The following is a 15,214-nucleotide window of genomic DNA, read 5'->3' on the forward strand; positions in this document are numbered from 1 at the left end:
CATGGAGGTTATCAAAATGGAGCTTATGAAATCAGATGTAACCGTCATAGGTGGAGGAATTGCCGGGATATGCGCTGCCATTGCTGCCGCACGCCAAGGGTTGCTGGTTTCACTTATCAATGATCGGCCAGTTCTGGGTGGAAATGCGAGCAGCGAGGTCAGAGTTCACATTAACGGGTCGGCATATCTCGGAAACAGTCCATCCTATTATGCTCGCGAAGGCGGGTTGGTGGAAGAACTCAAACTGAAGATCTTTCATTATAATCCGTTATACAACAAAAAACTTATGCTTTCACTTTCGGATACGGTCTTGCTTGACATGGTTTATGATGAACCCAACATTTCTCTATTTCTGAATACATGTGTGCATGAAACGGGCATGGAGAACGGCAGAATTCAATGGGTGGAGGGCCTTCAATTGGCTTCCGAAAGAAAATTTCGTTTTGAAAGCCCAACCTATATCGATTGCTCCGGTGATGGAATTGTTGGATACCAAGCAGGTGCTCACTTCCGATGGGGAAGAGAGGCGAAGCATGAATACCAGGAGGAGCTCGCTCCAGAAGTGGCGGATCATTACACCATGGGTGATACGATTCTGTTTCAAGCCCGTGACGTAAACTATTCCGTTCCTTATGAAAGGCCAGGCTTTGCGTATGATATTACGAAGCTAGAGTTTTTTGATAGTATCAGAAAAGGATTAAACCATCGATCTTTTCCAAGGAAAATCAACGGGCTTGGCGGATTGTGGTGGCTGGAATACGGCGGACATATGGATATTATCAAGAATAATGAAGACATCGCGTTGGAACTGCGGAAATTGGTATACGGGATCTGGGATTATATCAAAAATAGCGGTGAGTTTGATGATGTAGACAACCTCATCCTGGATTATGTATGCCCGATTCCGGGAAAGCGGGAGTCGAGGCGGTTTATAGGGGAACACATGCTGTCTCAGAACGATATTACAGAAAAGACTCATTTCGAAGATGCGGTATCCGTCGGAGGTTGGTATATGGATCTGCATGCAAATAAAGGCATCTACGATGAAGGGCCGGCTACCGCGTGGAACTTTGTGCCGGGATTGTATAATATCCCTTTTCGCAGCTTATTTTCACGCAATATTCCTAATCTCATGTTCGCTGGCCGTAATATAAGCGCTACTCATGTGGCTTTTGGGTCTACAAGGGTGATGGCAACTTGTGGTTGTATGGGGCAGGCGGTAGGAACGGCTGCTGCGTTATGCGTAAAATATGATACAGACCCTGCGGCCATCGTCAAAGCGCATATGGGTGAGCTTCAGGCGCAGTTGCTTCGAGACGGGCAAACAATTGTAGGGCTTCAAGAGCCGCTAGATCCTTATTTCGTAGACGGATTAACGATTCGTGCCTCGTCTCAGCGAAGCTATGAACAACTTCATACAACCGAAGAGATCTTCTTGGAGAAAGCGTTATGTTTGGTCTTGCCGATTCAGACATCCGTGGCTGAAAGCGTGCAGATCAAAATTAAAAATAAATCCGAGCATTCGGAAACGTTGCAAGTGAAGCTGTTTGGCGGGGCTCGGAAGGAAAACTATATTCCCACCAGCGAGCTGAAGGGCTACAACTTGGTGATTTCAGCGGGTCACGATGACTGGATTACACTGGACCTCAGCCTCAAGAAGCCAGAAGACGACAAAATCTACATCGTATTGGAAGGTACGGCGAGCCTTGCCGTGTATGGCAATGAAGAGAAAATGACTGGAGCGGTGAGCTTCCTTTATAGACCGGAAGAGCCATCCAGGCTGAAGAAACTTAATAAGAGCATTTGCTTCAAAGATCTGATACCATCCCAGGATATGTATAATCCCGCGAATGTCGTCAACGGTTTCTCCAGACCTTATGGTCTGCCAAACATCTGGATTTCGGAACGTACGGAAGGACAGGAATGGTTGGAATTTGGTTTTGCAAGCCCCAAGAATCTGGATGAAATCCATCTTGTTTTCAATTCGCAGCTGAATTTGGAGCATTTCGATGATCCAATCGAGTCGTTGATTCAAGATTATGATGTGACTTTAACTTTGGAAGACGGAACCGAGAATGAAATTAAAGTCCGTGGGAATTATCTTTCATTGAATAAACATCAGGTGCATGCAGAAGGTGTAACCCAAATCCGGTTTGATTTCTGTGCAACGTATGGTTCGCCTTATTATGAAGTGTTTGCTGTGAAATTTTTTGCTCCTAAAAACGCTAAGTGAGGGCGGGTGAAGTCGTGATGAAGGAATTTTTCCCACGAAGAGGGCTACCTAATGTCATTCAGAAGTTGGAAAATGGGGAAACAGTAACAATCGTTTATTTTGGCGGCAGTAATACACGTTCGAAAGGATACAGGGTCATGACGGCGGATTGGCTGCGAGGACAATATCCCCATGCCGATATCCGCGCTGTGAATGCAGGCATTGATGGAACAGGATCGGACCTCGGTTGCGCCCGTTCAGAGACAGATGTGCTTCGTCATCAGCCTGATCTCGTATTTGTTGAATTCGTTGGCAACGATGGCGGAGTTCCCGAATCCAAGGCGCGGATCGAAGGCATTGTCCGACAGATTCGCAAGCGCAGCCGGTTTATCGATATCCTGTTTGTATATACGATCAAGGAGCGGGATTTGACCTCATTTCAATCCGGCGAATACCAGAAGGGCGCTCTTATGCAAGAGGAAGTCGCCGACTATTACGGTATTCCTTCGATTCATCTGGGCGTAGCGGTCAGTCAATTGGTTTCGGATGGAAAGCTTATTTTTACTTCAAGAGCAGACGTGTCCATCCCCGGAGCCGTTATTTTCACGCATGATTCGATCCATCCGACGATTCCCGAAGGACACCAGATCTACACAGACACCATCATTCGTTCGTTTGAGAAAATGAGCGAACTTCGAGATCACGTGGGAAAAGTCGAACATCACTTGCCGCAGGACCCCTTGGTCCCGGCCAATCCTTGGGAGTATGCAACCATGCTGCCACTGGATCGTCTTACTCATTTTTCCGCAGGATGGTCTTACATGACCTCTGATGATTTTCCTTTAGTGCGTGAGTATGATTGGTTGTTCCCCGGATTATGGCGAGCAGTTGATGCCGGAGAGGCGATCACAGTGGAGTTTGAGGGAACCCACATCGGCTTATTTGATATCGGGGGGCCGGATTCTGGCCGATTGAAGGTGTCGGTGGATGGAGGAGAACCCTTCCTTATTGATCGATTCACGCTCTACAACGATCATAATAGAAATCAATATATTTTCTTGCCGGAGCTACCAAATGGGAAACATACAGTTCGCTTCGAGATCGATCACGAGAAAACTGACAAAGCGGCCGTGTTTGAGGCAAGTGGCAATGAACGAGGTATGGAACATGTTCGGCAACATCCAGCTTGGTATGATCAAACCGTCATTCAGCTTGGAAAATTGTTATTGGTGCAGCCGCCTTTATAATTGATAAGTCCTCTTGGAACACTTGAAAGACCTATATTCTATCTGACTGCAACTGAGCAATCAATTAGGATGTAGGTTTCTTTTTTTACTTAAAATCGTATAAGAAATTCTTAAAATGAAAGAAATTTCACCGTCATGTAACATGCTAAGATAAAAACGACAGAGCGGAATTAGACAGAAGGGGAAGGTTAAGTGCTTTTTTACGATCATTAGAGCAAAAGGTAACTCATTTTTGGAAGCGTTATCATTTTAAGGAGAGGCTGTGAATTGTATGGTCAAAAGGAAGCTGTTTTTCTTCATCGTTTTCATGTTGACGGTCGTAGTTCCTTCCAGCCTGATCGGAATAAGGGCCGCTGATGCGGAGACCTTACCTTATCAGACGATTATCATCGATGACGGGAGTATCAAGATCAATGATGTTGTGACACCTGATGCGGGTAACGAGAACAATGGATATGTGGCTCCAAATTGGACTACAAGCACAGGGGTGAAGGGGTATGATCTTTCCAGCACCAAATATACGAGTACAGCAGGCAGAACGATAACATGGAATCCACGCTTGGAAGCAGGAACCGCGAAAATATCGTTCTATAAGCTGGATTGGGCGGATAAGGCTGATAGCAATGTAAAAATCGAAATTGTTCATAATGGAACAACGGATGTAGTCTTTATGGATCTAAGACCCTCATCTGGCGCTCCCGCAGGGTGGGTTGATTTGGGAGAGTACTATTTTTCTGGAGTTGGTGAAGAATTTGTTCAATTGACCCGGTCTACCGGCACCACAAACACGATCCTTACACGCGCGGATGCGGTTAAGTTCGAAGGAAATATAAAGCAGAAAGAGCCACATAAGACAATCATCATTGATGATGGGAGCCTCACAATTGATCATGTCGTTACGGTTGATTCCGGCAACGCTAATAACGGATTCTCCGCTCCATATTGGAGCACAAGCGCGGGAGTGAAGGGATACAATAATTCCAGTTCCAAATTTACAGACGCTGTAGGTAGAAGCATCACCTGGAATCCACGCTTGGAAGCAGGGACGGCGAGAATATCGTTCTATAAGCTGGATTGGGCGGATAAAGCAGATAGTAATGTGAAAATTGAGATTGTTCATAACGGGATTACGGATGTTAAGTTTATGGATCTAAGACCTTCGTCAGGTCCATCGGTTGGATGGGTGGATCTGGGGGAGTATGAGTTTAGTGGTGATGATAGCGAATTTGTCAGGCTGACTCGAACACAGCCTTCTACGGGTACAATTATTACGCGGGCCGATGCAGTCAAGTTCGAGGGGAATATCCGTCAACAGGCACCACCTTTGCCCCCGCTGCGGAGCCGCACATTAACAAATCTCAGTTACACAGAGAAAGGTAGCATCGAAAATGCAAACTACAAGGCAACCTTCTATGAAGCGGCATGGGATGGGGGAAAATCCATCGTTCGTGACATGTTCTACAAAAACACAGAAACAGGAAACTGGGAGCCAATAAATACTGTGGTGGAAAGACTTGAGGAACAATGGGTTTTATTGGATGGGAATGCGGGGAGCCGAACCAATTACTACGATACGATGAACAAACGCTGGATTACATTCGACGGGGTCCATTTTCCAGACAGCCAGACGGCGGTATTAACCGATGCTACGCATGGCAGTGATTACGATTTTGAAGTGAACTGGTCCATGGCAGGGGATAAACCAGATGTTTCTTTTGCCTTTACACCTCGCCGCGACGGCAATTATGTGATTGGATATCAGTCCTTCACAACAGAGGCAGTCTCGGGCATCAATGAAGTGTTAAATGGATTCAGGTCACATGCCAAAATGGTAGGTACGGTGGAATCAACAAGTTTAAGAGAGCTGAGCGCTCCGATGAGCCTGGTTGAGAAAAAAGATGGTTCAGGAAATCCATTAACGTATGGCGTATTTGTACCTTCGGCAGAGCTTCCGGTTGAATTTGAACCGACGGGAGGTGTTACGAAACAACGGCTTGGCATGAGCCTGGTTAACAACGAAGGCAGCGTGCAGCCAATTCTGTATGCGCCTCAATTAGGGACTTATTCGCAAATGACCGCAGAAAACACCTATCAATTTCATATGGGGCTAATCGCTCAAAAAAGCAATCTATATGAGTCCTACGTGGATATTCTTCGCAATGAGTACGATTATTCGGCATACCGGAAAAATGTGTCAGATCAATCGCTTACTGATGCGATGTTTAATATGATCGATTTGCTTAAAGTTGAGCCACAAGGGGACGACTCTGTGAATTATGTCCCATCACCCAGCGGGTGGTGGAGCCGTGCCAAGGGTTTTATTGATATCGAAAACGAGGATAGCGTCCGAACAAGCTCAAATGCGGTTCTTTTGGGAGCTTATTATTTGACTGGAGATGACCAGCTTTACGATACGAGAGCACTACCGTCCGTCCAGTATGGCGTATCACGAAATGGTATCGGTTGGTCGCCAACGCAGAAAAAAGTATACGGTGTGCCTTCGTTATGGAAAATGGCTACTCTGCCGTTTGATGTTTCAAGTGTCACCGCTGTTCACCAGATGATGGGAACTACAGCTGGTATTGGGGCGCTGGCACAGGAAGAATACCTCGTACGTGACCCGGATCAGAAAGACCGCGGGCCTGTTATTCAACCCCTGATGATGTATCGGATGACGGGAGATGCGCAGTATTTGCAAGCTGCGAAGGATGCAGCCGACAGTTATATCACGCAACATATCGATACGCCAGCATCCGTCGATGTGAGTAAAAATGAGTTCATTTATTATTATAGCAAGCTGTGGATGGAGATCTTGGAGCTATATGAGGAAACTCAGGATCCCAAATACTTGGATGCCGCCTATAAGGAAGCCAAACGCTATGCAACAATGTTTGTTGCTCGTCCAGTTCCTGAAGGTAACGTTACGATTCCTCAGCCGGAGACATATAATTACGCCGAGTCGTTCCATTGGCCGGAAAGTGGTAAATTTCAATATCCAAGACTCAAGCTTCCCGAAGATATTGCCGGAGGTGTTCAAGCGGAGCGTTGGCTTGTTTCACCGAGCGGATTGACGTTTGAAGCAGGAAGTACAACCGGTTATTATCGGATGAATGCTCAGGAAGCTCCGTTCATGCTGAGATTGTCGCTCTATACAGGGGATGAACTGCTGCAGGATATTGCTCATAATGCGGTTATTGGACGATATTCCAGTTATCCAGGTTATTATTATAAAGGCTTCGCCGTTAGCCAACTTGAACCGGACTTTCCTCTGGAAGGCCCAAGCGGGGCTACATCCATCTATTATCACCATATTCCGGGGCAACTCGGGCAAACGATGGATTATTTGATCAGCGAACAATCATTGAAATCAAACGGGAGCATTACGTTTCCTTCCGTATTTGAAACGAATTTTTTATGGTTCAAATATCACCTTTATGGGAATAAACCAGGTCAATTTTATGGTAACTCCGACGTTTGGCTTTGGATGCCCAAGGGGATTATTAAGACCAACCATCCTCAATTGAATTGGATAACGGGTGAGAGCGGGGATAAATTCTACATCGGATTAAGCAATGCATCGTCTGAAGAAGTTCAGACTCCGATTGAATTGAATGAACAGATCATTGGATTCAACCCGGCACAGGATTATACCGTAACGATCATCCGCGACAATGGCACACCAGAGCAAACGGTAATGAGTGGCGGAATCATTCAAACCACGGTTTCAGGCAAGGGCATCACCGCGATCATTGTAGAAGGACTTAACATTAATGTGCCGCTGCATCAGGTTAGAACGGCTGATACATCGGGTGCAAGCTATTTCTTTGATACCCACAGTCCAATTGATGCGGTTAAAGGCATGCTGATGGTTAAGCCCGACGAAACGGTTTATGATGCTTATGTGCAGGCCAAAACGACAAAACCAGCGACAATCCATTATTCCTTGGATGGCGGGGCCACGTACACGACCATCCCAGATACGATATACCCGATGGAATGGTCGATACGAGTGAATGATTTATCCCAAACTTTCACGTATTACGTGGAATCGGAGGGGAAACAGACCCGCAAGCGGACACTTTATCTGCCGGATCAGGTTTCGGAAACTCCAGTCCAACCCGATGGGCAGGATAGTTCAACCATCATCGTGGATAATACGGAGGCGGAGACAGAAGGCGTCTGGATAAGGGATACGACAGCTAACGATTATTATTATGATAACTATGTGTATGCCAAATCTACGACCGGCACAGCAACAAGCAAAATGAGATGGCGGCCTGAGCTGCCGGAAAGTGTCACTTACAGTGTGTATTACAAGATTCCGCAAATCACGGCTGCGAGTGAAAATTGGGCAACAAATGCCTCATTTACCGTTTATTATAGCGGAGGCTCCGAGACGGTGACAGTTGATGAGACAACAGCGAATGGTACTTGGGTGCACCTGGGGGATTATCCTTTTGTTGCAGGCGATAGCGGGTACGTGGAATTAACCAATAAGGCCAACAAGTCCAGAGTCGTTGCCGATGCAATCATGTGGGTGGACCCAAACAGGATACCGCAATTGGAGTCTGCTGTGATCCTGTCCGATCGGAACGAGCTGCAGATGACTCAAACCGCACAACTGAGCGTAACCGGCTATTTGGATAACGGTTTGATCGGTGATCTAACACATGCCGATGTACAGTATTTCGTTGATCGTACGGATCTGGCTGAAGTGAATAGCAGTGGGGTGTTGACCCTTCTTAATCTCGATGGGAACACGGATCACATTGAGGTATGGGCTACGGTCACGATTGACGGTGTGACCTTAACCACAGCACCTTTGAATATCACGATCAGGGACCTAACGGTTATCGTGGACAGTACAAATACAACAGGGTTATACACGACAGAAGGGTCGTGGAGCCAAAGCAATTTAGCCGGATACAAAATTGGGGTTAAATCCCGCTATTCAACAGTTCAAGGATCATCAGCAACGTGGAAAGGCGAGTTTCCAGAGGGGAAATATACGGTCTCGATCTACAAACTTGTCCATACGACAGCAAACGATAACAATGTCAAAGTGGAAGTGAAACATAAAACGGGTACCGAGGTCACCTATATCGATGCAACGGCCGGCTCATCGGGTTGGGTTAATTTGGGAACGTTCGACTTTACGGGTGACGGTAGCGAGTATGTCCGGTTAACCAGAGTTTCGCCTACCACGGTAGACCCGCCAACGCTTCCTGCGGATATGATCTATACGAGGGTTGACGCAGTTATGTTCGAACGGCATTCCGATGATTCGGAGCAGCTTGCCAATGAGCCGCCAGTTGAATCGACACTTTCTGAATAAGGGCAGTGATTTATGAATGGAAGTGGAACAACGGTAAGTGATGTTATACAAATTATTGTAAAATAACATAAAGAGCCGAGTGGATCAAAACGATCCATTTGGCTCTTTGTGTCCAAGTGCAAGAAAGTGTGGTTACAAGGGAAGGCAGTCGGCCACCTTCCTCTTACCACCCATTAATCACTTAAGTTTGCCAAATCCAACTTTTTTGGATGCTCGTAAAAAAATTGCCGCGTTCAGATTATGTTTCGTCACACTCAAAACGTTTCTCTAGACCCACACAAATCTTCAATGGTACCATCATACACGTGCTTGAATTGAAGATTGCAGGAGGATATCATGTGGATCAACTTAAATACGATAATTTAAAGCTGGGGGAGCGCGGAGCTATCATCAGCATTATCGCCTACATATGTTTGACCGTATTAAAACTGATCGTTGGCAGTATGGCCGGATCAGAAGCGCTCAAGGCGGATGGATTAAACAATGCCACCGATATTGTGGCCTCAATAGCTGTACTGATCGGTTTGAAGCTTGCCCAACGCCCAGCCGACACAGATCATACATATGGTCACTGGAGAGCAGAGACCGTTGCGTCACTTGTTGCTTCTTTCATTATGATGGCAGTAGGTTTACAAGTACTGTTTCAAGCCATTGGTTCTGTGTTTCAGGGTAAACATGAATCTCCGGATATCATCGCTGGGTACACAGGCATTTTCTGCGCAGTTATCATGTATCTGGTCTATCGCTATAACAAGAGACTTGCTACTCGTATTAAAAGTCAGGCAGTCATGGCTGCAGCTCGAGATAATATCTCCGATGCCTGGGTGAGCACCGGTACGGTCATTGGGATCGTGGGTTCCCAGTTCGGCCTCCCATGGCTGGACCCTGTAACGGCTGTCATCGTAGGTTTCCTGATCTGCAAGACCGCTTGGGACATTTTCAAGGAAGCCACACATCATCTGACGGATGGTTTTGATGTTGAACTGATTCAGGAGTACAAAAAAACGATTGCCGGAATTGACAGCGTAGAGACAGTTAAAGACGTGAGAGCGCGGAACTATGGCAATAACGTTGTAGTGGATGTTGTCATAACAGTTGATGCTGAGCTGGATCTTCAACAAGCACACGATATCTGTACAGACGTAGAGAACGAGTTAATGGAGGAACATGACGTATACACCGTTCACGTTCATGTGGAACCTGATACGTTGGAAGAGTGCATTTGATAGCAAGTTTATATAAGAGAGACTCAGCAAAGGAAAAAAACCAGTGAGCTTTACTCATTCACTGGTTTTTTGCTGATTTCAATTGTTCATCACTAAAAGAATACGCGCGTTATTTATCCCATACATGACTATCTCGGCAAATTGTAGGTAATCAGATTGTTATATTTATCCGCATGTTTCTGTTCGTCCAGGATGATTCCCCACACCGTGTCTTTATATATGCCATAAGGGAGACCAAACCATATTTTTCTATACTTTTCCACGGCGGCCAATTCACCCTGAAACGCCTTTTGCAGTCCGGCAAGATAAGAGGTGACCGTCTCAACCGGCTCACTGCTTACGCCCGTAATCTCCTGACCTGTCAGATCCTTGTACATGTGGCGGAACATTTGATTATGTCCGCGTTCATCATTGCGGATGCTCGTGATGATGGCAGCCTGATTGGCATCAGGTGACATCTGAATCAGTGAATCATAGAATATCTCATCATTTCTTTCTCCTTGAACAGCCGTTTTGATTAATTCAAGTGCTTCGGCTGATGATGTTGCCCATACCGGAGTAAAAGTGTACCTGTAACCATACGGATATGCCACATACATTACGAATCCCTCCAAGACAAATATGAGTTAAGATATGCACGTATGCCCATCAGCGTTAACCCATATCATCTGCCCTGCCTTATTAGTGGAAAGCTTCAGTAAAACTTCACTTGGTATACCTCAATATTTTACTGTAACCATAAGCAAGAACAAATGGCAGGAGGTATGACAAAAAGGTCCAAAGAATGTTCCATCCATTAAAATAAATGACATGCCCCATTATTTTGGCAACCCATTCGATTAATGTCAGCGACAATGATGCAACAAGAATCGCCAACCATGGCTTGGCGCCTTTTTCTGAAATCATATACATCATCAGGCAACCAGCGATCGGATAGACTCCAAGATCCATTGGAAGAGCAGCCAAGGATTGATTATGAGTATTCGGCAGAATATTCCAGAAGTAATTAAACCCGATATTGTTGATGGATGCTGAAATAGCCACACCAAGTGGATAATATAGAATAAGGATTGTAAAGTTCCGACGCAGAATCCATACACCCAATATAATGGGAATGACCATACCCAACAGAATGTTTCCTAACATGCCATTTTCCTCCAAAGCTTTGTTACTTCTGTAGTTTCACTATAAGCCGCATCAGCATTTATCGGATTTTTCTCACTTCAATACAAGTGGTGTTGTATAAGGTAACCAACTCCATGGGATATAATGCATATTAGCAAATTCGGAATAGGCGTACGCCTTACTCGAAGTGAATGGACAAGTTTCGGTCATGAAAAAAGAAAAGTATAGAACGGCTACGGTTAAGGATGTTCATAAAAAGGTAGAGTGGCATATCAATAAGGATTTTATGAAAAAAATCCCTTCTCTTCGGATGAAAGAAGAGAAGGGATGATCCTAAACTATTGAATTATTGTCGAATTATTGGTGCTTGCTGAGAATATCAAATATGATCTTGGCATTATCTGTGTTGTCGATCAAACCGGCGAAGCGATGACTTGCCGGACCGTAGGCATAGACCGGAACATCTTCACCTGTATGTCCACCTGTTGTCCAGCCGGTAAATGAACGGTTATCAATAATCGCTTCAATAGCATTATCAATCTTTGTTACATCCGCAGTTTGGGCTGCTTCTTTCACCGATTGAATCTCTTCAGGTTTCAACTCCAGTTTCAGATAACTTTTCAGTGTTTCTTCAACCGAAGCACCTTTTGCAATTTGTGCTGCCATGAAGTCAGGTGTACGCAGTGCAGCTTTGATCGGGTCTACGAAGAAGTTGTACTCTCCGTCTTTTCCAAGCGTAAGTCCACCTGTGGAGTGGTCGGCAGTAGCTACGACAAGTGTTTCACCGTCTTTTTTGGCAAAATCAATAGCTGCCTGAAATGCTGCTGCGAAATCATCCATTTCACTCATCGCACCAACGATATCATTATCATGTCCTGCCCAGTCGATCTGGCTGCCTTCGACCATTAGAAAGAATCCTTTGTCGTTCGAACTGAGGCGATCAATCGCTGTATTGGTCATCTCAGCCAATGATGGAGTTGCAGCAGTACGATCAATCAACTTGTCCAGACCTCCGTCCGCAAACAGTCCAAGAACTTGTTGATTCTTATCAGCGAGGAGAGAGGAACGATCCGTCACATAGCTGAATCCGGCCTTCTGGAACTCCTTCGTCAGGTCACGACCCTCGCGTACAAAATTGGATTTCCCTCCACCCAGAAGTACATCCACCTTATGCTTGCCATTAATCAACTCATCATAATAATCGTCCGCAATAGCATCCATATTTTTTCGACTGATATCATGGGCACCAAATGCAGCTGGTGTGGCATGAGTGATCTCCGACGTAGCCACGAGTCCGGTGGCTTTCCCGTTTTCTTTTGCCTGCTCAAGTACGGTTTTGACCTCCTTCTGCTCAGGGTCAACCGCAATGGCCGCATTGTAGGTTTTCACACCCGCCGACATGGCCGTTGCTGCGGAAGCGGAATCCGTTACATTTTGTTTATCATCATCCGGATAGGTCATTTGTGCTCCAACCAGATAAGGGTCGAATACGGTTTTATCCATGCCCTTTGTCGAAGGATCATCTTTCATATAACGGTAGGCAGAAGTATAAGAGCTCCCCATGCCATCCCCAATGAGGAAGATGATGTTCTTGATTTGTTTTTTCTCCACACTTACAGCTTGAACGGCACTTGCTTGTCCTGCAGACAAGAGAGTAGAAGCCGATACAGCCAGAGTCAGCGCTACCGCTGGTAATACTCTTTTGGATAATTTCACAATGATTCCTCCTCGTAATATCTCAACAACAAAAATGAATGCATGAATCTATATTCATTTGTTCATCATTAAGAAGATTAGCATTTATATGTAAATGAACACCAAGAACTTTGTTTACCAGAGGTAAAATAAACAAAATAAAGGGGATGTGATAATTCTTTGCAGGAGGAGCAAGTCAAACATTCCAATCAGGGCAATATATTTCCGGCGAAAAATTCACATGATCTGCAACATACGAGATTATAAAAATATACTCATTCTACTGTTTTTGAAGTATGATACAACATAAGTAGAACGCTTTCATTTTTATATTACTGTTAATATAAAATCAATTTCATTTTCAGGAGGCTCTTTACCATTGACCAAAACAACTCCAAAATATGATGGGTATCTCTTTGTACATTTTATTGGCGAACAACCAGACGGAGAGCAGGTTTATTTCTCCTATAGCGAGGATGGCCTTCACTGGAAGGATCTTAATGGCGGCTCACCTGTGCTGTTTTCAGACCTTGGAGAAAAGGGGGTACGGGACCCGTTTCTGGTTCGTTCAGTCAAGGATAATAAATTTTATCTGATTGCTACGGATCTCCGCATCGCAAGCGGCAAAGGATGGACTCATGCCGTTAATGCCGGGAGCCTTGACGTAATCGTATGGGAATCCAGCAATCTCGTAAACTGGTCATCCCCATGGAACGTTACACTAGGTGTTGAGGGCGCTGGATGTGTCTGGGCACCAGAAGCTGTGTATGATGAAATGGCAGATGAGTTTCTTGTATTCTGGGCTTCTGCGACGCAGGAACCACAGGAGCAAGAACGAAAACAAAAAATATACAGCGCTCGTACAAAAGACTTTCGTACGTTTTCTGCATCAGAAAAATACATTGAGCGGGATAATCATATTATTGATACAACGATTCTTCCTGCGGATGGCTCTTATTATCGATACTCCAAGGATGAAACAACCAAAAACATACGGGTAGAAAAAGGAGACTCTCTCGACAAAGGGGCATTTGTTACACTTCAAGCTCCGGTACTGGAGGCTATGGCAGGTGTGGAGGGACCTCAAATCTTTAAATTCAATGACCGGGAGGAATGGTGCCTGATTGTTGATCGATTTGCTGAAGGCAAGGGTTATCTTCCTCTGCTGACTACAGATCTGGGAAGTGGAGAATTCCGAATCGTCCCTGATGGTGAATTCGATATGGGAACGACTCAAAAGCGGCATGGAAGTGTCCTGCCAATCACAGCTGAGGAGTGCAGCCGGCTTCTCGCGGCTTTTGGGGATGGTCATCAGGTGCTTCCCGGACAATATGCCGATCCTGATGTCGCACAGTTTGGGGATCGTTACTATATGTATCCGACAACAGATGGTTTCGAGGGGTGGTCGGGGACACAGTTCAAAGTGTTTTCTTCTTCTGACTTGAAGCATTGGCAAGATGAAGGTGTTATCCTTGATCTGGGAACAGAGGATGTCGCCTGGGCAACCGGTAATGCCTGGGCACCGGCAATAGCCAACCGTAACGAAAAGTTCTATTTTTATTTCTGCGGCAAAATGCTGAACGGCGAGAGTGCCATCGGCGTTGCTGTAGCAGATACACCGATTGGTCCATTCCTGGCCGAGTCACAGCCTTTAATCACAATGGAGCAGTTGAAACGTCTGGGCATTACTATGGGCCAAGCTATTGATCCCTCCATCTATGTCGAAGATGATGGAAGACCGTATCTGCTATTTGGCAATGGACATGGTGCCATTGTGGAGCTTGGTGAAGACATGATAAGTGTCGTTGAGGACACAATGAGCAATCTGGCGGGCTTGCATGATTTTCGTGAGGCGGTTACCGTGCTGAAGCAGGGTGGACTATACCACTTTACGTGGTCCTGTGATGATACAGGCAGCGAAGACTATCATGTGAATTACGGTACGGCAGAGCAGTTATACGGTCCAATTACCTATCGATACCCAATCCTGAGCAAAAATGTCGAGAAGGGCATGCTGGGCACAGGGCATCACTGTATATTTAATGATTCCGAAACAGTTCAATACCGGATTGCCTATCACCGTTTTGTCACGCCACTATCCAGATTCTCCTCTGGAAAGGGTTATCACCGCGAAATATGTATGGACCCGCTTCTTTTTGGTAAGGACGGACTGATTCAGCCTGTTATACTCTAAAATAAGCAATTCAATTGAATCGCTATTTAATGAAGGCTTGATACAGCATGAATGCCTGTCAAATGTCGCTTTTAGCGGTTTTGGCAGGCATTTTTATCATCCACCTGGAACAAGCAAAGCCGTAGGGTTGAGCGAGTATGCGACTTATTGAACGCATTCAATCCAGAATACATTTGACAG

8 protein-coding genes and 1 pseudogene are annotated in these 15,214 nt (G+C 45.4%); 6 read left to right on the forward strand and 3 right to left on the reverse strand.

The genetic code is table 11. The features are described from left to right. Position 1: 1 nt before the first annotated feature. The 4 genes from MHI55_RS16455 (at position 2) to MHI55_RS16470 (ending at position 10,020) form a co-directional block, all read left to right on the forward strand. Positions 2 to 2,233 (forward strand): FAD-dependent oxidoreductase, encoded by a 2,232-nt coding sequence (locus MHI55_RS16455; protein WP_101313838.1) that lies wholly within the window; start codon positions 2 to 4, stop codon positions 2,231 to 2,233. 17 nt (positions 2,234 to 2,250) lie between these two features. Continuing rightward, positions 2,251 to 3,459, forward strand: coding sequence for an SGNH/GDSL hydrolase family protein (locus tag MHI55_RS16460; RefSeq protein WP_101313839.1), 1,209 nt, complete (start codon positions 2,251 to 2,253; stop codon positions 3,457 to 3,459). Positions 3,460 to 3,766: 307 nt separating this feature from the next. Next, positions 3,767 to 8,794 (forward strand): hypothetical protein, encoded by a 5,028-nt coding sequence (locus MHI55_RS16465; protein WP_340386359.1) that lies wholly within the window; start codon positions 3,767 to 3,769, stop codon positions 8,792 to 8,794. Between the two features lie 338 nt (positions 8,795 to 9,132). Then, positions 9,133 to 10,020: a cation diffusion facilitator family transporter gene (locus tag MHI55_RS16470; RefSeq protein WP_076253149.1), complete on the forward strand. Its 888-nt coding sequence runs from the start codon at positions 9,133 to 9,135 to the stop codon at positions 10,018 to 10,020. Positions 10,021 to 10,148: 128 nt separating this feature from the next. Here the strand turns inward: MHI55_RS16470 and MHI55_RS16475 are convergent, their stop codons facing one another. Further along, a complete protein-coding gene (locus tag MHI55_RS16475; protein ID WP_076253150.1) occupies positions 10,149 to 10,619 on the reverse strand; it encodes a ferritin-like domain-containing protein in 471 nt (156 codons plus the stop codon). A gap of 106 nt (positions 10,620 to 10,725) precedes the next feature. Continuing rightward, positions 10,726 to 11,166, reverse strand: a complete 441-nt coding sequence (locus tag MHI55_RS16480) for a CBO0543 family protein (RefSeq protein WP_076253151.1) — start codon at positions 11,164 to 11,166, stop codon at positions 10,726 to 10,728. Positions 11,167 to 11,329: 163 nt separating this feature from the next. On the opposite strand from MHI55_RS16480, the pseudogene MHI55_RS16485 reads away from it, so the two are divergent. Beyond that, positions 11,330 to 11,476, forward strand: a pseudogene (locus tag MHI55_RS16485) (hypothetical protein); the annotation flags it as partial. Between the two features lie 26 nt (positions 11,477 to 11,502). Here MHI55_RS16485 and MHI55_RS16490 read toward each other — a convergent pair. Then, the gene (locus tag MHI55_RS16490) at positions 11,503 to 12,867 is read right to left on the reverse strand and encodes an alkaline phosphatase (RefSeq protein WP_076253152.1); all 1,365 of its coding nucleotides are present in this window, start codon (positions 12,865 to 12,867) and stop codon (positions 11,503 to 11,505) included. A 352-nt stretch (positions 12,868 to 13,219) separates the two neighbouring features. Here MHI55_RS16490 and MHI55_RS16495 point away from each other — a divergent pair, with 352 nt between their 5' ends. Next, a complete protein-coding gene (locus MHI55_RS16495; protein WP_076253153.1) occupies positions 13,220 to 15,034 on the forward strand; it encodes a family 43 glycosylhydrolase in 1,815 nt (604 codons plus the stop codon). Positions 15,035 to 15,214 lie beyond the last annotated feature (180 nt).

Origin of the sequence: Paenibacillus sp. FSL E2-0151 (assembly GCF_037993015.1) — a bacterium.
Lineage (GTDB): Bacteria > Bacillota > Bacilli > Paenibacillales > Paenibacillaceae > Paenibacillus > Paenibacillus amylolyticus.